Source organism: Pseudoflavonifractor sp. MSJ-37, assembly GCF_018917965.1.
Classification (GTDB): Bacteria; Bacillota; Clostridia; order Oscillospirales; family Oscillospiraceae; genus Pseudoflavonifractor_A.
The window spans coordinates 278,997-296,960 of the sequence record NZ_JAHLPP010000001.1 but is presented as its reverse complement, the minus strand read 5'-3'; the positions used below and the strand labels follow the sequence as shown (position 1 = coordinate 296,960).

General features: G+C 63.9%; 13 protein-coding genes and 3 tRNA genes. 5 read left to right on the top strand and 11 right to left on the bottom strand.

Annotation, left to right across the window (positions count from 1 at the left end):
* Positions 1-66 precede the first annotated feature (66 nt).
* The 4 genes from KQI12_RS01300 to KQI12_RS01285 form a co-directional block, all read right to left on the bottom strand.
* Positions 67-143: transfer RNA gene (locus KQI12_RS01300), tRNA-His, on the bottom strand.
* Positions 144-184: 41 nt separating this feature from the next.
* A tRNA-Arg gene (locus KQI12_RS01295) sits at positions 185-261 on the bottom strand.
* Positions 262-264: 3 nt separating this feature from the next.
* Positions 265-338 (bottom strand) — tRNA-Gly (locus KQI12_RS01290).
* Positions 339-502: 164 nt separating this feature from the next.
* Positions 503-1,861 (bottom strand): MATE family efflux transporter, encoded by a 1,359-nt coding sequence (locus tag KQI12_RS01285; RefSeq protein ID WP_216570077.1) that lies wholly within the window; start codon positions 1,859-1,861, stop codon positions 503-505.
* Between the two features lie 313 nt (positions 1,862-2,174).
* On the opposite strand from KQI12_RS01285, the gene KQI12_RS01280 reads away from it, so the two are divergent.
* Together KQI12_RS01280 and feoB are read left to right on the top strand one after the other, a co-directional pair.
* Complete coding sequence (locus KQI12_RS01280) at positions 2,175-2,429, top strand: FeoA family protein (RefSeq protein ID WP_216570076.1); 255 nt, start codon at positions 2,175-2,177, stop codon at positions 2,427-2,429.
* Positions 2,426-4,471 (top strand): ferrous iron transport protein B, encoded by a 2,046-nt coding sequence (feoB, locus tag KQI12_RS01275; protein ID WP_216570074.1) that lies wholly within the window; start codon positions 2,426-2,428, stop codon positions 4,469-4,471. Before KQI12_RS01280 ends, feoB begins: the two co-directional genes overlap by 4 nt.
* A gap of 54 nt (positions 4,472-4,525) precedes the next feature.
* On the opposite strand, the gene rplT is transcribed toward feoB, so the two are convergent.
* The 6 genes from rplT to nrdD form a co-directional block, all read right to left on the bottom strand.
* Positions 4,526-4,882, bottom strand: a complete 357-nt coding sequence (gene rplT, locus KQI12_RS01270) for a 50S ribosomal protein L20 (RefSeq protein WP_087259349.1) — start codon at positions 4,880-4,882, stop codon at positions 4,526-4,528.
* Between the two features lie 39 nt (positions 4,883-4,921).
* Positions 4,922-5,125 carry a 50S ribosomal protein L35 gene (gene rpmI, locus KQI12_RS01265; RefSeq protein WP_216570072.1) on the bottom strand — a complete coding sequence of 68 codons (204 nt, stop codon included), beginning with the start codon at positions 5,123-5,125 and terminating at the stop codon, positions 4,922-4,924.
* A gap of 54 nt (positions 5,126-5,179) precedes the next feature.
* Positions 5,180-5,731 (bottom strand): translation initiation factor IF-3, encoded by a 552-nt coding sequence (infC, locus tag KQI12_RS01260; RefSeq protein ID WP_216570070.1) that lies wholly within the window; start codon positions 5,729-5,731, stop codon positions 5,180-5,182.
* Between the two features lie 270 nt (positions 5,732-6,001).
* Positions 6,002-7,516, bottom strand: a complete 1,515-nt coding sequence (locus tag KQI12_RS01255) for a 4Fe-4S dicluster domain-containing protein (RefSeq protein ID WP_216570068.1) — start codon at positions 7,514-7,516, stop codon at positions 6,002-6,004.
* A 291-nt stretch (positions 7,517-7,807) separates the two neighbouring features.
* Positions 7,808-8,332: an anaerobic ribonucleoside-triphosphate reductase activating protein gene (gene nrdG / locus KQI12_RS01250; RefSeq protein ID WP_216570066.1), complete on the bottom strand. Its 525-nt coding sequence runs from the start codon at positions 8,330-8,332 to the stop codon at positions 7,808-7,810.
* Positions 8,333-8,412: 80 nt separating this feature from the next.
* Complete coding sequence (nrdD, locus tag KQI12_RS01245) at positions 8,413-10,590, bottom strand: anaerobic ribonucleoside-triphosphate reductase (RefSeq protein WP_216570064.1); 2,178 nt, start codon at positions 10,588-10,590, stop codon at positions 8,413-8,415.
* 568 nt (positions 10,591-11,158) lie between these two features.
* On the opposite strand from nrdD, the gene ilvD reads away from it, so the two are divergent.
* Entirely contained in the window at positions 11,159-12,844 is a 1,686-nt protein-coding gene (gene ilvD, locus KQI12_RS01240; RefSeq protein ID WP_216570061.1) for a dihydroxy-acid dehydratase, read from the top strand.
* 180 nt (positions 12,845-13,024) lie between these two features.
* Positions 13,025-15,403: an HAD-IC family P-type ATPase gene (locus tag KQI12_RS01235; protein ID WP_216570060.1), complete on the top strand. Its 2,379-nt coding sequence runs from the start codon at positions 13,025-13,027 to the stop codon at positions 15,401-15,403.
* A gap of 57 nt (positions 15,404-15,460) precedes the next feature.
* On the opposite strand, the gene KQI12_RS01230 is transcribed toward KQI12_RS01235, so the two are convergent.
* Positions 15,461-16,342, bottom strand: a complete 882-nt coding sequence (locus KQI12_RS01230) for a DMT family transporter (protein WP_371817917.1) — start codon at positions 16,340-16,342, stop codon at positions 15,461-15,463.
* Between the two features lie 277 nt (positions 16,343-16,619).
* Here KQI12_RS01230 and KQI12_RS01225 point away from each other — a divergent pair, with 277 nt between their 5' ends.
* Positions 16,620-17,915, top strand: a complete 1,296-nt coding sequence (locus tag KQI12_RS01225; protein ID WP_216570058.1) for an acetyl-CoA hydrolase/transferase family protein — start codon at positions 16,620-16,622, stop codon at positions 17,913-17,915.
* Positions 17,916-17,964 lie beyond the last annotated feature (49 nt).

Sequence of the window (17,964 nt, the reverse complement as noted above, 5' to 3'; positions counted from 1 at the left end):
GCGGTCGTCTGCCCAAAGCAAAAGGGCTGGAGCGGACGCTCCAGCCCTTCCGCCACGGGTCGTATATGGGGTGGGTAATGGGACTCGAACCCACGACCCTCGGAACCACAATCCGATGCTCTAACCAACTGAGCTATACCCACCATATGAACGACTGCCGGGACATCGCCATGCGACATGGCACTGGCACGCCTGAAGGGACTCGAACCCCTGACCCACTGCTTAGAAGGCAGTTGCTCTATCCACCTGAGCTACAGGCGCACATGGAGCGGGTGATGGGAATCGAACCCACGCGACCAGCTTGGAAGGCTGGGATTCTACCATTGAACTACACCCGCATGGGATACAGACGTCTTAGCGATGTCAGCTTGTTTATGATACCACGGCTTCCCGCGATCGTCAAGGGCCTTTTCCGGTTTTTTTGAAAAAAGTCGGAAAAGACTGGAAACGCCCGCCCACGCTCCGGGGGAGCCATGGGCGGGCGCGGACGGACCGGCGCGGATCAGTCCTCCGCTTTGGCCATCGGGGCGATCACCTGGCAGTAGATCTTCCGCAGGAAGAAGATACAGAGGACGAAGGCCACCACCTCGGCGATGGGGAAGGACCACCAGACCAACTCCAGCTCCCCCGCCAGAGACAGCAGGAAGGCCGCCGGCAGGAGCACCACCATCTGGCGGATGATGGAGACCATCATGCTCAGGAAGCCATGCCCCAAAGCCTGGAGCGTGGAGGACACGATGATGTTGAAGCCGGCGAACAGGAAGCTCAGGCAGATGATCTTCAGAGCGGGCACGCCGATCGCCAGCATGCTCTCCGACGCCTTGAACAGCAGCAGGAGCTGGGGGCTGAAGAACTGGATCGCCGCCATGCCGATCAGCATGATGACCACCGCCGTGACCACACAGATTTGCACCGCCTTCACCAGGCGCTCCTTCTTCCGGGCGCCGTAGTTATAGGCTACGATGGGCACCATGCCGTTGTTCAGGCCGAAGATGGGCATGAACACGAAGCTCTGGAACTTCAGATAGATGCCCAGCACCGCCGTGGCGGTGGAGGTGAAGGCGCCCACGATCTGGTTCAGGCCGAAGGTCATCACCGAGCTCAGCGCGTTCATGACGATGGAGGGCACGCCCACCGCATAGATCCGGGCGATGATGTGCCCGTCCGGCCGGAAGCCCTTCCAGGACATCTCCACATCGTGGTTGTACTTGTGGTTCAGGATCACGGACAGCACGCCTGCCACGACCTGGCCGATCACAGTGGCCAGCGCGGCACCGGCGATGTCCAGCTTGGGGAAGGGCCCCAGGCCGAAGATCAGTACCGGATCCAGGACGATGTTGATCACCGCGCCGGCCCCCTGGGTGATCATGGTGTAGAACGTCCGGCCGGTGGCCTGGAGGAGCCGCTCCATCATGATCTCGATGAAGATGCCGCCGCAGCCGATACAGCAGATCTGCAGATAGGTGGTGCCGTAGGCCACGATGCTGGCGTCGTCGGTCTGGACCCGGAAAAAGGCTCCGGCCCCCAGGGTGCCGACCACCATGAAGGCCAGCAGGCTCACCACCGCCAGGAACACGCCGTTCTCCGCGGTCTTGTTGGCAGTATCGAAGTTGCGCTCGCCCAGGCTCCGGGAGAGCAGAGCGTTGACGCCCACGCCAGTGCCCACCGCCATGGCGATCATCAGGTTCTGGATCGGGAAGGCCAGAGAGACGGCGGTGAGAGACCCCTCGTCGATCTGGGCCACGAAGATGCTGTCCACCACGTTGTACAGAGCCTGGATCAGCATGGACAGGACCATGGGCAGAGACATGGTGAAGATCAGCTTTCCCACCGGCATGACGCCCATCTTGTTTTCAGACATATCAGACTGTTTCCTCCTTTTTCTCATTTCCCCACCGCATCATAACAGCCGCGGCACGACGGCCGCGGCTGTTGCAAGTGTTTTCCCTTTCAAACGGTGTTTATTGTACCTGTTTTTCCCGCTTTCGTCAACCGTCCTCCCCCTTTTTCGTCAGATAATACAGAGCGCTCCTCTGACATCCAGCTCCGCTCTGTGGAAAGGCGGCAAGACATCTCCTCTCCTCCCTCCCCTCACCGGGCGCGGCGGTCCGGAATAGGATAGTCTGCGGGGACGCCGTCCCCGCCATCCTCGATGACTGTGGAGGGATCTGCTCATGGATACCGAACGACCCTTGACCGCCCTGCGGGAGGGTGAGTCCGGCCGGGTGGCCCGGCTCACCGGCTCGCCCGGACTGTGCCGGCGGCTCGCCGAGCTGGGGCTCATCCCCGGCACCCCCGTCTCCCTCTTCCTGCGGAGCCCCGCCGGGGACCCATCCGCCTATCTCTTCCGGGGCGCGGTGGTGGCCCTCCGGCGGGCCGACGCGGCGGGGATCTGGCTGGACGCCGCCCCCGGAGAGGTCTCCGGATGACCGGCCCGACGATCGCGCTGGCCGGGAACCCCAACGTGGGGAAATCCACCCTCTTCAACGCCCTCACCGGCCTGCGCCAGCACACGGGGAACTGGCCGGGCAAGACGGTCTCCGCCGCCCAGGGGCGGTACGACTATGAGGGCCGGACATACCGGCTCATGGACCTGCCCGGGACCTATTCGCTGGCGGCCCGCTCCGCCGAGGAGAAGGCCGCCCGGGACTTCCTCCGCTCCGGAGAGGCGGACGCCGCCATCGTGGTCTGCGACGCCACCTGTCTGGAGCGGAGCCTGGTGCTGGCCCTCCAGATCCTGGAGCTCCAGCCCCGGACGGTCCTCTGCGTGAACCTGCTGGACGAAGCCGCCCGGAAAGGGGTCTCCGTGGACTTGCGCGCCCTCTCCGCCCGGCTCGGGATCCCGGTAGTGGGGACCGCCGCCAGCCGGGGGGATGGACTGGAGGACCTGAAGGCCGCTGTGGCGCGGGTGCTGGACGGACCCGTCCCCGCGGTCCGCCCCGTCTCCTATCTCCCCCCCATCGAGGCGGCTCTGGCTCCGTTGACAGAGCGCCTCACCGGACGGACCGGACTCCTCCCGCCCCGCTGGGCGGCGCTCCGTCTGTTGGAGGGGGACGCCTCCGCCATCGACCCGGCGGCCGAGCCAGCGGACCTCTCCTCCGTGCTGGAAGAGGCCCGGGCCGTGCTTGCCCAGCAGGGCCTGGAGGGCGACGCCCTCTCCCAGCGGCTCGCCGCCTGCCCCGTCTGGGCGGCCGAAGACCTGGCCTACGCCGCGCTCCACCGGGAGCCCGCGTCCCCGCCCCTCCGGGACCGGCGGGTGGACCGGATCCTCACCGGGCGGCTCACCGGGCTCCCGGTGATGCTCCTCCTACTGGTGCTGGTGTTCTGGCTCACGATCGCCGGGGCCAACGTGCCCTCTCAGCTCCTGTCCCGGTGGCTCTTCGGGATCCAGGACAGGCTGAGCGCCCTCCTTCTGGGACTAGGCGCTCCGGGATGGCTCCACGGCATCCTGGTGCTGGGGGCCTGGCGGACGCTGGCGTGGGTGGTCAGCGTCATGCTCCCGCCGATGGCGGTGTTCTTTCCTCTCTTCGGTCTGCTGGAGGACCTGGGATATCTCCCCCGGGCCGCCTTCGTGCTGGACCACTCCTTCCAGCGGGCCCACGCCTGCGGGAAACAGGCCCTGACCATGTGCATGGGGCTTGGGTGCAACGCCGTGGGCGTCACCGGATGCCGCATCATCGACTCTCCCCGGGAGCGGCTCATCGCCCTGCTGACCAACTGTCTCCTGCCCTGCAACGGGCGCTTCCCCGCCCTCATCGCCCTGATCAGCCTCTTCTTCGCCGGGGCTGGGCCGGGGCGGAGCCTGCGGGCGGCGGGGCTCCTGACCGGCCTCATCCTGCTGGGGGTAGTCCTCACCTTCGGGATGTCCCGGCTCCTGTCCGCCACGCTCCTCCGGGGGACGCCCTCGGCCTTCACGCTGGAGCTCCCGCCCTACCGGCGGCCCAGGCTGGTCCAGACGCTGGTGCGCTCGGTGCTGGACCGGACTCTCTTCGTACTGGGGAGGGCAGCTGCGGTGGCGGCGCCCGCTGGAGCCCTCCTGTGGCTCTGCGCCAACGTGTCCACCGGCGGTCTATCCCTGCTGGACCGGTGCGCCGCCCTGCTGGATCCCTTCGCCTGGTGGCTGGGACTGGACGGGGCGATCCTGACCGCCTTCCTGCTGGGCTCCCCCGCCAACGAGATCGTGCTCCCGGTGCTCCTCATGTGCTATCTCTCCGCCGGAAGTCTGGTGGAGACCGGAGAACTGACTGCGCTGGGTGATGTCCTCCGGGCCCATGGCTGGACGGAGCTGACGGCGGCCTGTACGCTCCTCTTCACTCTGGTCCACTGGCCATGCGCCACCACCTGCCTCACCATCCACCGAGAGACCGGAAGCGCCAAGTGGACCCTGCTGGCCATCCTCCTCCCCACCGCTCTGGGGATGCTCCTGTGCGCCCTCACCGCCGCCATCGCCCGGGGGCTGGGGCTGGCCTAAAACAAAAACGCCCCAAGACACATAGTCTTGGGGCGTCGATCCCGATATGGGAACTTAGGCCAGCTTGCTCTTGGCCAGCTCGGTGAGCTGGGTGAAGGCAGCCTTGTCGTGGATAGCCAGCTCGGAGAGCATCTTGCGGTTGATCTCCACGCCAGCCTTCTTCAGGCCGTTCATAAAGGTGGAGTAGTTCATGCCGTTCTGCTTGCAGCCGGCGGAGATGCGGGCGATCCACAGCTGACGGAAATCGCGCTTCTTCAGACGGCGGCCGGTGTAAGCGTACACCAGGGACTTCATGACCTGCTCCTTGGCCATCTTGAAGTGCTTGGACTTGGCGCCAAAGTAGCCCTTGGCGAGCTTGAGGGTCTTATTTCTTCTCTTGCGCGTCATCATCGCGCCCTTGACTCTAGCCATTGTCGGTTAGCCTCCTATATAATGAGTAAAGATGATAGCTTATTTGTAGGGGATCAGGCGCTTGATGGCGGGCTCGTTGGTCTTGTCCGCATAGGCACCGGCGCGGAGGCCGCGCTTCAGCTTGGTGGTCTTGCCGTGACCGTTGAGCAGGTGACGCTTGTAGGCATGGGCGCGCTTGACCTTGCCGGACTTGGTCAGGCTGAATCTCTTCTTCGCGCCGCTGTGGGTTTTCAGCTTAGGCATGATGTTGATCTCCTTTACTTTAACGATTATGGGGACACGAGCAAGGCGGACGCCTTACTTCTTGGTTTCCTTCGCGACCTTGGGGGAGAGGAAGATGGACATATGGCGGCCGTCCAGCTTGGGCTCCTTATCCAACGACGCCACCTCGCCGCACTCCTCCGCGAACTTGACGAGCAGGTTCCGGCCGATGTCGGTATGCGCCATCTCACGGCCGCGGAAACGGACAGTGACCTTGACCCGGTTGCCCTCGCCCAGGAACTTCTGTGCGTTGCGCAGCTTGACGTTGAAGTCGTTCACGTCGATGCTGGGAGACATACGGACTTCCTTGATCTCCACGACGCGCTGGTTCTTCTTGGCTTCCTTCTCCCGCTTGGTCTGCTCGAACTTGAACTTGCCGTAGTCCATGAGCTTGCAGACGGGGGGCACAGCGTTGGGAGAGATCTTGACCAGATCCAGATCGGCTTCGACAGCCTTCTCCAGCGCCTCACGGGCGGACATGATGCCCAGCTGTTCGCCGGTGGCGGAGACCAGGCGGACTTCCTTGTCGCGGATCTCCTCGTTGATCTGATGACCCTTGTTGCTGATACGGCAGCACCTCCTACTCATAGTAAATAGACGACAAAAAAGCGGCTACCAGTTCGGTACCCGCCGCTCACATGGGAACGCCGCCGGTCCAGCCGGCGTGCTTCTCTGCGATATCGACCTCTTCGCTGTCCGCTGGAGGTGAGGACGGGAACCGTTCTGCTTTATTGTGCTTAGCCAGTATACCACGGCCCCGCCCGCCTGTCAAGCATCGTTTTTTCCACAAAAATGCCGAAAGCGACCGCGTGAGGGACGGCATGGGCCGTCCCTCATGTCTAGCGGCCGCTGGACCGGTCATTCCTCCAGCCGCGCCAGATCCTTCAAGTAGTCGGTCTCACAGCAGAAGGACTTCTCCGCCTTCTTGGCATACTTGGTGACCGCCAAGGCGGACTTCTCGATGGGCTGCATGGAGCCGGCGCCGGCCACACAGCCGCCGGGACAGGCCATTCCCTCCAGCAGATAACCGTCATACTTGCCGGTCTTGGCCATGAGCATCATCTTGCGGCAGTCCTCCAGGCCCTGGGCGCTGGCCACCTTGATCTCGCCCACCTCGGGATACATCTCCTGCACGCAATGGACCACCGCCTGGGCCACGCCGCCGCTGACGGCGAAGTTCCGGCCGTCGGCACTGGACTCGGACAGGAACTCCTCAGCGGGGATGTTCTCGATGTCGATGCTCTTAGCGTTGAACAGGCCCATCATCTCCTCGAAGGTGAGGACGAAATCGATGTCGCTCCGGACGCTCTTGCGCATGGCCTCCAGCTTCTTGGCGGCGCAGGGCCCGATGAAGGCCACTTTGGCATCGGGATGATCCATCTTGATCAGGCGGCCGGTGAGGACCATGGGGGTCAGGGCCATGGAGACGCACTTGGCCTGCTCCGGGAACTGCTTCTTGGCCATGGAGGACCAGGCAGGGCAACAGGATGTGGCCATGAAGGGCAGGTTCTCCGGCACGTTCTTCACGAAGTCGGTGGCCTCCTCACTGGCGCACAGGTCGGCGCCCACCGCCACCTCGATCACGTCGGTGAAGCCCAGCTCCTTCATAGCGGCCCGGAGCTTCTCCGGGGTGACCTTGGGGCCGAACTGGTCCACGAAGGCGGGGGCCACGGCGGCGTACACAGGCACATCGCTCTTGATGGCGGCGATCAGCTGGAAGATCTGGCTCTTGTCGGCGATGGCCCCGAAGGGACAGTTCACCAGGCACATGCCGCAGGAGACACACTTGTCATAGTCGATGTCGGCCCGGCCCAGCTCGTCGGAGCCGATGGCCTTCACGCCGCAGGCAGCGGCACAGGGACGCTCCTGCTTCACGATGGCATTGTAGGGACAGGCGCTGACGCACCGGCCGCACTTGATGCACTTGTCCTGATCCACCACGGACCGGCCATTTTCGATATGGATCGCGTCCTTGGGGCAGACCAGCGTGCAGGGATGGGACAGGCAGCCCTGGCAGGCCTCGGTGGAGATGACCCGCTTCTCCGGGCAGGCGTGGCACGCGAACTTGATGATGTTGATCAGGGGCGGCTCGTAGTACTTCTCCGGCCGGGTGCTCTCCTCGATGCCGGCGGAGATGGGGGCAGAGGCCGCCGCCGAGCGCACGGGCAGGCCCATGGCCAGCCGCAGGCGCTCGCCCACGATGGCCCGCTCCAGGAAGATGCTCTCCCGGTACTGGGCCTGCTCACCAGGCAGGATCTTATAGGGCAGGGCCTCGATCGTTTTAGCATAGTCGCCGCCCTCATAGGCCATACGGGCGATCTCTGTAAAGATATTGCGTCGGATCTCAGTGACGGAGGTATACATCCCGCGCATATTCGTTCCACACCTTTCGCTTTTCTCGTTCAAGGGGTAGTATATCCGAAATACGAAGCGTTGGCAATGCAGACCGATCAGTTTCCTTGTTTTTGATACATCTGCACATAAAAACCATCCGATATCAAGCAGACCGGTCAGTCTTAAGAAGAATGTGATGTCAAGCCTTCCAGCTAGACAAAACCAGACGGTTCATGTTGGGCGGACAAAACAAGCGGGAGCGGGACCGCCTGGATGCCGTCCCGCTCCCGCTCGATATCCCATTCGTCATATTATTATAGGATGCCGCTCTCAGTCCTCCCAGAGCGTGACTTCCCCGTTCCGCTCGGTGCGGCGGAGGTCGATCAGGCGCTGGTTGGAGGAGCCCCGGAAGCGCAGGGAGATATCCTTCTTGTCCGCCATGAACTCCCCGTCCACCAGCACGTCCACCAGAGAGAGCATCTCGTCCGTGACCTCGCACCGGCACCGGGAGGGCGTCTTCCCGGTGAGCTCCTCCCAGGTGTAACCCGAATAGGCCCACACGGTCTTGCCCGGGCGCTCCGCCCGCACCCGGCGGAGGAAGGGCACCAGCGCCCGCTGGTTGTCCGGCTCGAAGGGCTCGCCCCCCAGCAGGGTCAGGCCGGAGATGAAGGAGTGGTCCAGCTCGGTCAGGAGATGCTCCTCCACCTCGGCGGTGAAGGGCTGGCCGAAGCCGAAGTCCCAGGTCTCCGGCTGGAAGCAGTCCCGGCAGTGGTGGGTGCAGCCCGAGACGAAGAGGGTCACGCGCACGCCGATGCCGTCGGCGATGTCCCGGGTCTTGATGGTTCCGTAATTCATACGATCAGACTCCTCGCAAAGACCGGGGCGGGCGTCTGCCCGTCCCGGTCGAACGTTCGATGATGCGTTTCTCGGTCTCTTTACAGATGGAGCACCCGCTCGCGGATCTCCTGAGTGCGGCCCTGGTTCCAGAACTGCGTGCCGATATAGCCGCAGGTCCGGCGGGCCACGTTCATCTTGTCCTGATCCCGGTTGTGGCAGTTGGGGCACTCCCAGACCAGCTTTCCGTCGTCCTCCACGATCTGGATCTCGCCGTCATAGCCGCAGACCTGGCAGTAGTCGCTCTTGGTGTTCAGTTCGGCGTACATGATGTTGTCGTAGATGAACCGCATGAGCTGGAGCACCGCCTCCAGATTGTCCTGCATATTGGGGACCTCCACATAGCTGATCGCGCCGCCGGGAGAGAGGGCCTGGAACTGGGCCTCGAAGGACAGCTTGGTGAAGGCGTCGATCGGCTCGCTCACGTGGACGTGGTAGCTGTTGGTGATATACGCCTTGTCCGTCACGCCGGGGATGACGCCGAAGCGCTTCTGGAGGCACTTGGCGAACCGGTAGGTGGTGGACTCCATGGGGGTGCCGTACAGGGAGAAGTCGATGTGCTCCTTCTCCTTCCAGGCGGCGGCGGCCTGGTTCATGTGCTCCATGACCTTCAGAGCGAAGGGGGTGGCCTCCGGGTCGGTATGGGACTTTCCGGTCATATATTTCACGCACTCGTACAGGCCCGCGTAGCCCAGAGACAGGGTGGAATAGCCGTTATAGAGGAGCTTGTCGATCGGCTCGCCCTTCTTCAGCCGGGCGATCGCGCCGTACTGCCACAGGATGGGGGCCGCGTCGGACAGGGTGCCCTTCAGTCTGTTGTGGCGGCACATGAGGCCCTCATAGCAGAGCTGGAGCCGCTCGTCGAAGATCTTCCAGAACCGGTCCATATCCTTGTGGGAGGACAGGGCCACGTCCACCAGATTGATCGTCACCACGCCCTGATTGAAGCGGCCGTAGTACTTTGGCTTCCCGGTCTCCGGGTCCACATAGGGGGTCAGGAAGGAGCGGCAGCCCATACAGGCATAGCAGTGGCCCTCTCCGTTCTTGTCGATCTTGTTCTGGAGCATGATCTTCTCGGAGATGTAGTCGGGCACCATCCGCTTGGCGGTACACCGGGCGGCCAGCTTGGTCAGATAGTAGTAGGGGCTGTCCGGGGACACATTGTCCTCCTCCAGCACATAGATCAGCTTGGGGAAGGCGGGGGTGACCCACACGCCCACCTCGTTCTTCACGCCCTGATAGCGCTGGTTCAAGGTCTCTTCGATGATGAGGGCCAGATCCTTCTTCTCCTGTTCACTCTTGGCCTCGCCCAGATACATGAACACGGTGATGAAGGGGGCCTGTCCATTGGTGGTCATGAGGGTGACCACCTGATACTGGATGGTCTGCACGCCCCGCCGGATCTCGTCCCGCAGGCGCTTCTCCACGATCTTCCGGACCACGTCGGGGGCCGTAGAGCCGCCGCACACGGCCAGCTCCGCCAAGACCTCCGCCTGGATGCGCTGGCGGGAGACGTCCACGAAGGGGGCCAGATGGGCCAGAGAGATGGACTGGCCGCCATACTGGTTGGAGGCCACCTGGGCGATGATCTGGGTGGCGATGTTGCAGGCGGTGGAGAAGCTGTGGGGCTTCTCGATCATGGTCCCGGTGATGACGGTGCCGTTCTGGAGCATATCCTCCAGGTCCACCAGATCGCAGTTGTGCATGTGCTGGGCATAGTAGTCCATGTCGTGGAAGTGGATGATGCCGGCCTCGTGGGCCTCCACGATCTCACGGGGCAGGAGGTGCCGCTTGGTGATATCCTTAGAGACCTCGCCGGCCATGTAGTCCCGCTGGACCGAATTGACGGTGGGGTTCTTGTTGGAGTTCTCCTGCTTGGCCTCCTCATTGTTGCACTCGATCAGCGAGAGGATCTGGTCATCGGTGGTGTTGGCCGACCGGCGGAGGCTGTGGTCATAGCGGTAGCGGATATAGTGCTTCGCGGTCTCATAGGCGCCGTCCCGCATGATCTCGGTCTCCACCATCTCCTGCACCTCCTCCACGGAGGGGGTCCGGCCCATCTTCTGGCAGGCGTCCTCGATCTGACGGGAGATGGCCTCGATCTGCTCGTCCGTCAGCTCGTGGGAGCTGGTAGCCGCCAGATTGGCCCGGGTGATGGCCGAGACGATCTTGTCCCGCTCGAACGGGGCCTCCGCGCCGCTTCGCTTCATGATCTTCATATCGCTATCGCTCCTCTTCCGTATCGCTCCGCCGGATATCCCGCATCCTGCGGAGGGCCAATGGAAAACGGCGGTCTCTCTACTACATATAGTGGTAATATAGCACAATATGTAGTAGAGAGAAAGCCGTTCCTCCGCTGGTCCTTGTACATTATATAGTTGCCCCTCTGAAAAAGCAATCCATATTTAGCATCAGGAGCGTCCCCCCCTTGTCGTTTTGCATGAAAGGCCGGGAACCCTGTCTGCCGGTAGGAGTTCCGGGCCCGGACCGGCAAAAAGGTGCCACGGCGCCATGGGCAAAACCGGCGGCGGCTTCCGGGAAAAACAGCAAAACGACGGGATCGTGTCAGGGGGCTTGACACTTTATTTAGATGCGATCCAGGACATTCTCACAAGATGTGGTATACATAATGTATAATGGAGCAAACAGGAGATGAGCAGCGAAAACTGGAGAGTGTAGCCGAAAAGCGTTGACGATGAGGGCGGTAGGGTGCTACTATTACCGCGGAAGGTTTTCATTCGCGCCCGGCGGGGCCGGGCGATCGCAACAGAAAGGGAGTATCCGAATATGTATCGCAGTGAAAAGATCCTGCGCGGCATCGACAACCAGTACTACCGCGCTACCTACAAGTCCATGGGCTTCAGCACCGAGGACCTGAAGCGCCCCATCATCGGCATCGCCAATGCCTGGAGCGAGTGCGTGCCCGGTCACTTCAACCTGCGTCAGGTGGCCCAGCGGGTGAAGGACGGCATCTACCGGGCCGGTGGCACCCCCGTGGAATTCGGCGTCATCGGCGGCTGTGACGGCATGGCCCAGGGCCATGACGGCATGCACTACATCCTGCCCTCCCGGGAGCTGATCGCCAACTCCGTGGAGTCCATGGCTCAGATCAACCTGTTCGACGCGCTGGTCCTGCTGGGCTCCTGCGACAAGATCGTGCCCGGCCTGCTCATGGCCGCTGCCCGGCTGGACATCCCCTGTATCCTGCTCCCCGGCGGCCCCATGGAGGGCGGCATCGTCTTCGACGGTCGCCAGTCCGACCAGACCTCCAGCGCTGAGGCCTACGGCATGCTGTCCGCCAAGAAGATCACCGAGGAAGAGTACAAGGTCCTGGAGGACTGCTCCTGCCCCACCTGCGGCTCCTGCTCCTATCTGGGCACCGCCAACACCATGTGCTCCCTGTCCGAGGCTCTGGGCATGACCCTGCCCGACGGCGGCATCACCCCCGCCTCCTCCGCCGCCCGCCTGGCTCTCGCCGAGCAGACCGGCATCAAGATCATGGAGCTGCTGGACAAGGGCGTCACCGCCCGCAAGGTCATCACCAACGAGAGCGTCCGCAACGCCATCAAGGTCTGCCTGGCCATGAGCGGCTCCACCAACGCCGTCATGCACCTGACCGCCATCGCCCACGAGGCCGAGCTGGACATCAACGTGCTGGAGGAGTTCGGCACCCTGTCCAAGACCACGCCTCAGGTGGCCAAGATCAACCCCGCCTCCAAGTACAATATGGTGGACTTCTACCGGGCCGGCGGCGTGGTCCGCCTGATGGGCGAGATGTCCTCCATCCTGGACACCGACCAGATGACCGTCAGCGGCCAGACCGTGGCGGAGAACATCGCCGGGCACCACTATCTGTATCCCGAGGACCGCCGGGTCATCCGCACGCTGAACGATCCCTTCGGCTATACCGGCGGCGTGGCCGTGCTGCGTGGCAACCTGGCCCCCGACACCGGCATCACCAAGCCCGGCGCCTTCGACAAGAGCCTGCATCACTTCGTGGGCGAGGCCATCTGCTTCGACTCCGAGGAGGAGGCCGAGGAGGCCATCATCGCCGGCAAGGTGCGGGACGGCCACGTGGTGGTCATCCGCTACGAAGGCCCCAAGGGCGGCCCCGGCATGCGCGAGATGTTCAAGGCCATGAAGTACCTGTACGGCCGCGGTCTGGCCCTGACCACCGCCCTAATCACCGACGGCCGGTTCTCCGGCACCAACAACGGCTGCTTCGTGGGCCACATCTCCCCCGAGGCCGCTGAGGGCGGCCCCATCGCCATCGTCAAGGACGGCGACAAGGTCGAGATCGACGTGGACAACGGCGCCCTGAACCTGCTGGTCAGCGACGAGGAGATCGCCGAGCGCCTGAAGCACTGGGTCCGCCCCCAGCCCAAGTTCGAGAAGGGCTACCTGGGCCTGTACTGCAAGCTGGCCTCCTCCGGCGCCCAAGGCGCGGTCATGGATTACAGCAAGCTGAAGTAAGCGCCCTTCCCCCGCTATACCGTAAAGACCTCCCCGCTCTCTGATGGGCAGGGGAGGTCTTTCGTCTTTCTTCATCCATTCGTAAGGAACTGTTTCTGGACGATCCATAAAAAGCTGGTACACTATTGTCCCGGACGGCATCTGTCGTCCTCATTCGACCGAAACAAGGAGGGGTGGCCTATGGCATGGGACCGGATACGGGAGCGGAGGCCGGTGGAGCGGCTGGAGCCGGACCCGGCCCGGGGGCTCACCGCCCAGCAGGCGGAGGAGCGCCGGGCCGCCGGGTGGGACAACACCGACCCGGCCGGGGATCTCTCCAAGTCCGTAGGACAGATCGTGCGGGACGACCTGTTCACTTTCTTCAACTTGCTCTTCCTGGCCATGGCCGCCTGTCTCTTTCTGGTCGGGGCCTTCCGGGATATGCTCTTTCTGGGGATCGTGGCCTGCAACACAGCGGTGAGCATCGTACAGGAGCTCCGGGTCAAGCGGACACTGGACCGGATCGCGCTCCTCTCTGCTCCCACCGCCGCCGTCATCCGGGATGGCCGGACCTCCCTCGTCCCCACCGGGGCTCTGGTGCTGGATGACATCGTGGCCCTCTCCGCCGGGGACCAGATCTGCGCCGACGCCGTGGTCACGACCGGTTCCATCGAGGTCAACGAGGCTCTCCTCACCGGCGAGGCCGACCTGATCCTCAAGCGCCCCGGCGACCGGCTCCTGTCCGGCAGCTTCGTGGCGGCGGGGCGCTGTACCGCCCGGCTGGACCGGGTGGGACCGGACTCCTGGGCCGCCGGCATCGGCCGGGCCGCCAAGGGCCGCCGCCGAAGCCGCTCGCAGATGATCCGCTCGCTGGACCGGCTCCTCCGGATCATCGGCGTGGCGGTCCTGCCGCTGGGCACCGTGCTCTTCTACCGGCAGTATGTCCTCCTCCACGCGGGGCTACGGTACACGGTCAGCTCCACCGTGGCTGCCATGGTGGGCATGATCCCGGAGGGGCTCTACCTGCTGGTCAGCGTGGCTCTGGCGGTCGGGGCCGCCAAGCTGGCCCGGCGGCAGGTGCTGGCCCATGAGCTCTCCTGCATCGAGGCGCTGGCCCGGGTGGACACCCTCTGTCTGGACAAGACCGGCACCCTCACGGAGGGCTGTATGGAGGTGCTGGAGCTCCGGCCTCTTGGGCTGGACCGGGAGACGCTGGAGGGACTGGTCTCCGCCTTCGTCCACACGGCCTCCAGCGCCAACGCCACCGCGCAGGCCCTCAAGGCCCGCTTCCCGGCGGAGGCCCCCCTGTGGCGGCCGGAACGGGAGGTGTTCTTCTCCTCCGAGCGGAAATGGAGCGCGCTGGTGTTCTCCGACGGCATGGCCTATCTGCTGGGCGCCCCGGAGCGCCTGCTGGGTCCGGACTGGCGCTCCGCCGCCCCTGATCTGGAGGAGGCCGTCAACGACGGTCAGCGGGTCCTCCTGCTGGCCCGGGGCCGGGACGTGCTGGATGGAGACCGGCTCACCGGCCGGCCAGAGCCGCTGGGCTTCCTGTTCCTCTCCGACCAGCTCCGCCGGGATGCTCCCCAGACTCTGGCCTATTTCCGAGAGCAGGGGGTGGACGTGAAGATCATCTCCGGGGACAACGCCGCCGCCGTGGCCCAGACCGCCCGCCGGGCGGGCATCGCGGGGGCAGAACGATGGCTGGACCTGTCCACGCTCCCGGAGGGGACCGACCTGGCCCCGCTGGCAGAGGCGTACACGGTCTTTGGCCGGGTGACGCCCCAGCAGAAGCAGGCCCTCCTCCACGCCCTCCAGTCCAGAGGCCACAAGGTGGCCATGATGGGGGATGGCGTCAACGATGTGCTGGCTCTGAAGGACGCGGACTGCTCCATCGCCATGGCCGCTGGGAGCGACGCCGCCCAGCAGGTGTCCCATCTGGTCCTGCTGGAGTCGGACTTCTCGGTGCTCCCGCAGGTGGTGCGGGAGGGCCGCCGGGTGGTGAACAACATCGAGCGCTCCGCCTCCCTGTTTTTAGTGAAGAACCTGTTCTCCTTCCTGACCGCGGTGGTGATGCTCTTCCTGCCCCTCCTCTACCCGCTGGTCCCCGCTCAGGTGAGTCTGGTCAGCGGCCTGCTGATCGGAGCGCCCTCCTTCCTGCTGACCTTCGAGCCCACCTATGTCCGCATCCGGGGGCATTTCCTGCGGAACGTGCTGTGGAAGGCCCTCCCCGGCGGGCTCACCGACCTGGCCGCCATCTTCGGGACCGTGTGGCTGGGGGGCCGGATGGGACTGCCGCAGGCGCAGATCTCCACCGTCTGCGCCCTCCTGCTGGCTTTCAACGGCCTGCTGGTACTGGTATGGATCTGCCGGCCCATGACCCCTTACCGGGCGGCGGTGCTGGCCGGAGTGGCCACGGCCCTGTGCGCCGCGGTGCGCTTCCTCTCCCCCTGGTTCCAGCTGGTGACGCTCACCGCCTCGGGCTGGCGGCTTTTCCTCCGTCTGGTCCCGCTGGGGCTGGTCCTGTTCAGCGGGCTGGCCTGGGCCGCCGGGAGAGCCGGGGCTTCTCATCCCGATCGCTGAGACACCAAAACGAGCTGAAGAAGCGTTCCATCACGCTTCCACAGCTCGTTTTTTATCCTATTTCGCGGCAGAGTCCGCCGGCTCCGAATGTCTCCGGGTATAGAGGAACATGGCCACTGCCGCGCCGCAGATGACGACATAGCCCGCCCAGCTCCACAGGTCCGGGACCTGCCGGAAGAAGAGGAAGCCCAGCAGAGCGGAGAAGAGCACCTGAGCGTAGTCGTACACCGACAGCTCCCGGGCCGGGGCGAAGGAATAGGCCGCTGTGATGGAGAACTGTCCGCCGGCCGCCGCCGCACCGGCCAGCAGGAGCCATAGGAGCTGGCCCCCGGTCATGGGATGGTAGTCCAGTAGGAGCCACGGGGCCGCCGCCACGCAGGAGAAGGCGGAGAAGAAGAACACGATGAAGGGCCCGGGGACCTTCCGCTTGCTGAGCATCCGCACCATCGTATAGGCCAGACCGGCACAGGCGCCCCCGGTGAGTCCGACCAGCGAGGGGAACAGATCCGTCACCAGCCCTGTGGGCCGCACAATCATCACGCATCCGCAGAAGGCCGCGATGACCGCCCCCGCCTGGAAGAGGGAGACCTTTTCTCTCAGCAGGAAAAAGCTGAACAGGATCGCGAAAAAGGGGGACATCTTGTTCAGCATGGAGGCGTCCGCCAGGACCAGATGGTCCACCGCGTAGAAATTGCACCAGATGCCCAGCGTCCCGAAGAAGGAACGGAAGAACAGCTCCCACCAGGCAGTCCGGTCCGGGTGGATGGCGGGCCGGGCTTTCCACAGGAGGGCCAGGGCCACCAGAGCCGCCACCAGATTGCGGAAGAAGCTCTTTTGGATGGAGGGCACATCTCCGGACATCCGCACGCACAGACCCATCAGCGCGAAGAAGAAGGCCGCCGACAGGATGCAGAGGATGCCCTTATATCTCGTCTGCACAGGAACAACTCCTTTTCTCTCGTTCTTGTATAGGAGCATAGCACACCCGGCGGCGGGTGGCAAGCCCTCCCGCAGACCGCACACAGCGGACTGGTCCATGTCCAATTTTTCAACACATGCTCCATCCCATCCGTAAAATGGCCGATATCTCAGCTTTTGTCACAAAAAGTTCACAGAATCAGACGCGCAAATGCAGAAATGCCTTTGACAAACCAGGGATGGATGAGTACAATATGGGGTGTTATTTGTGTTTTGAGACAAGTCAGGAGGACCATACATGGATCACAAAGCATATTATCAGTCCAAATCAGGAACACTCCAGGGTGCGCTGGACCTCATCCGGTCCGGTGACACGATCGCCACGCCGATCTACGGCAACGAGCCCACCCAGTTTCTGAAGCGCCTGCACACCATCGCCCCCCGGGTGGAGGATGTCTATCTGTGGACCATGCTGATGATGGGGGACTATCCGGTCATGACCGATGACTCCCTGATGGGGAGCATCGACATCATCACCTTCTTCTACAACAACAACTGCCGGACGGGCCATGCCAGCAAGCGCTACTCCATGGTGCCCCTGAACCTCCACTCCGTGGGCCGGACCATGGTGGAGACCCGGCGGCCCAACGTGTTCGTAGCGGCGGTGTCTCCGATGGACGAGCACGGCATGGTCTATATGTCCTTCGACCTCCAGGGCACCACCGAGTGTATGGCCGCGGCGGACACGGTCATCTTTGAGATCAACCCCAATATCCCCCGCATCTTCGGCCAGACCGCCATCCCCATCGAGCGGGCGGACTACATCTATGAGGCGGCCACTCCCCTGCCCTACGCTCCCGCCGCCCCCTCCTCCGAGGTGGAGAAGCGGATCGCGGAGCAGGTGGTCTCCCTGATCCACGACGGCGACTGCATCCAGTTGGGCATCGGCGGGATGCCCAACGCCGTGGGCGAGGCCCTCATGGACAAGCAGGATCTGGGCATCCACACGGAGATGCTGACCTCCTCCATGGGCAAGCTCCTGCAGGCAGGCGTGGTCACCAACGCCCGGAAGAACTTCAATCCCGGCAAGACCATCGGCGCGTTTGCCTGGGGCGATCAGGCCCTGTACGACTATATGGCGGAGAACACCTCCGTGGAGCTCCGCCGGGCGGCCTGGGTCAACGATCCCTTCAACATCGCCCAGAACGACAACATGGTATCGGTGAACACGGCCATCCAGATCGACCTGACCGGTCAGGTCTGCTCCGAGAGCATCGGCCCCCGGCAGTTCTCCGGCACCGGCGGCGCCACCGACTTCGCCTATGGCGCCTTCCACTCCAAGGGCGGCCGGGGCATCCTGGCGGTGGCCTCCACCGCCAAGCACGGTACGGTCTCCAAGATCCAGCCCATCCTGACGCCGGGCTCTGTGGTGTCCATCTCCCGGAACATCGTGGACTATGTGGTCACGGAGTACGGCATCGCCAAGCTGAAGGACCGGACCATCCGCCAGCGGGTGGACGCCCTGATCCAGATCGCCCACCCCGACTTCCGTGCCGACCTGCGGAAGCAGGCCGACGAGCTCATGCTGTGGTGAGCGGAACGCTGACCGCCGCGCGCGGATAGTGGAAGTCCCCCGACGATCC

What these genes read in the sequence shown, in the direction of transcription:
- rplT (WP_087259349.1), bottom strand. Translation starts at nt 4,882, where the DNA reads ATGGCTAGAGTCAAGGGCGCGATGATGACGCGCAAGAGAAGAAATAAG.
- nrdG (WP_216570066.1), bottom strand. Translation starts at nt 8,332, where the DNA reads ATGAATTACGGAACCATCAAGACCCGGGACATCGCCGACGGCATCGGC.
- feoB (WP_216570074.1), top strand. Translation starts at nt 2,426, where the DNA reads ATGACCGGCCCGACGATCGCGCTGGCCGGGAACCCCAACGTGGGGAAA.
- KQI12_RS01285 (WP_216570077.1), bottom strand. Translation starts at nt 1,861, where the DNA reads ATGTCTGAAAACAAGATGGGCGTCATGCCGGTGGGAAAGCTGATCTTC.
- ilvD (WP_216570061.1), top strand. Translation starts at nt 11,159, where the DNA reads ATGTATCGCAGTGAAAAGATCCTGCGCGGCATCGACAACCAGTACTAC.
- KQI12_RS01255 (WP_216570068.1), bottom strand. Translation starts at nt 7,516, where the DNA reads ATGCGCGGGATGTATACCTCCGTCACTGAGATCCGACGCAATATCTTT.
- KQI12_RS01280 (WP_216570076.1), top strand. Translation starts at nt 2,175, where the DNA reads ATGGATACCGAACGACCCTTGACCGCCCTGCGGGAGGGTGAGTCCGGC.
- infC (WP_216570070.1), bottom strand. Translation starts at nt 5,731, where the DNA reads ATGAGTAGGAGGTGCTGCCGTATCAGCAACAAGGGTCATCAGATCAAC.
- nrdD (WP_216570064.1), bottom strand. Translation starts at nt 10,590, where the DNA reads ATGAAGATCATGAAGCGAAGCGGCGCGGAGGCCCCGTTCGAGCGGGAC.
- rpmI (WP_216570072.1), bottom strand. Translation starts at nt 5,125, where the DNA reads ATGCCTAAGCTGAAAACCCACAGCGGCGCGAAGAAGAGATTCAGCCTG.
- KQI12_RS01225 (WP_216570058.1), top strand. Translation starts at nt 16,620, where the DNA reads ATGGATCACAAAGCATATTATCAGTCCAAATCAGGAACACTCCAGGGT.
- KQI12_RS01235 (WP_216570060.1), top strand. Translation starts at nt 13,025, where the DNA reads ATGGCATGGGACCGGATACGGGAGCGGAGGCCGGTGGAGCGGCTGGAG.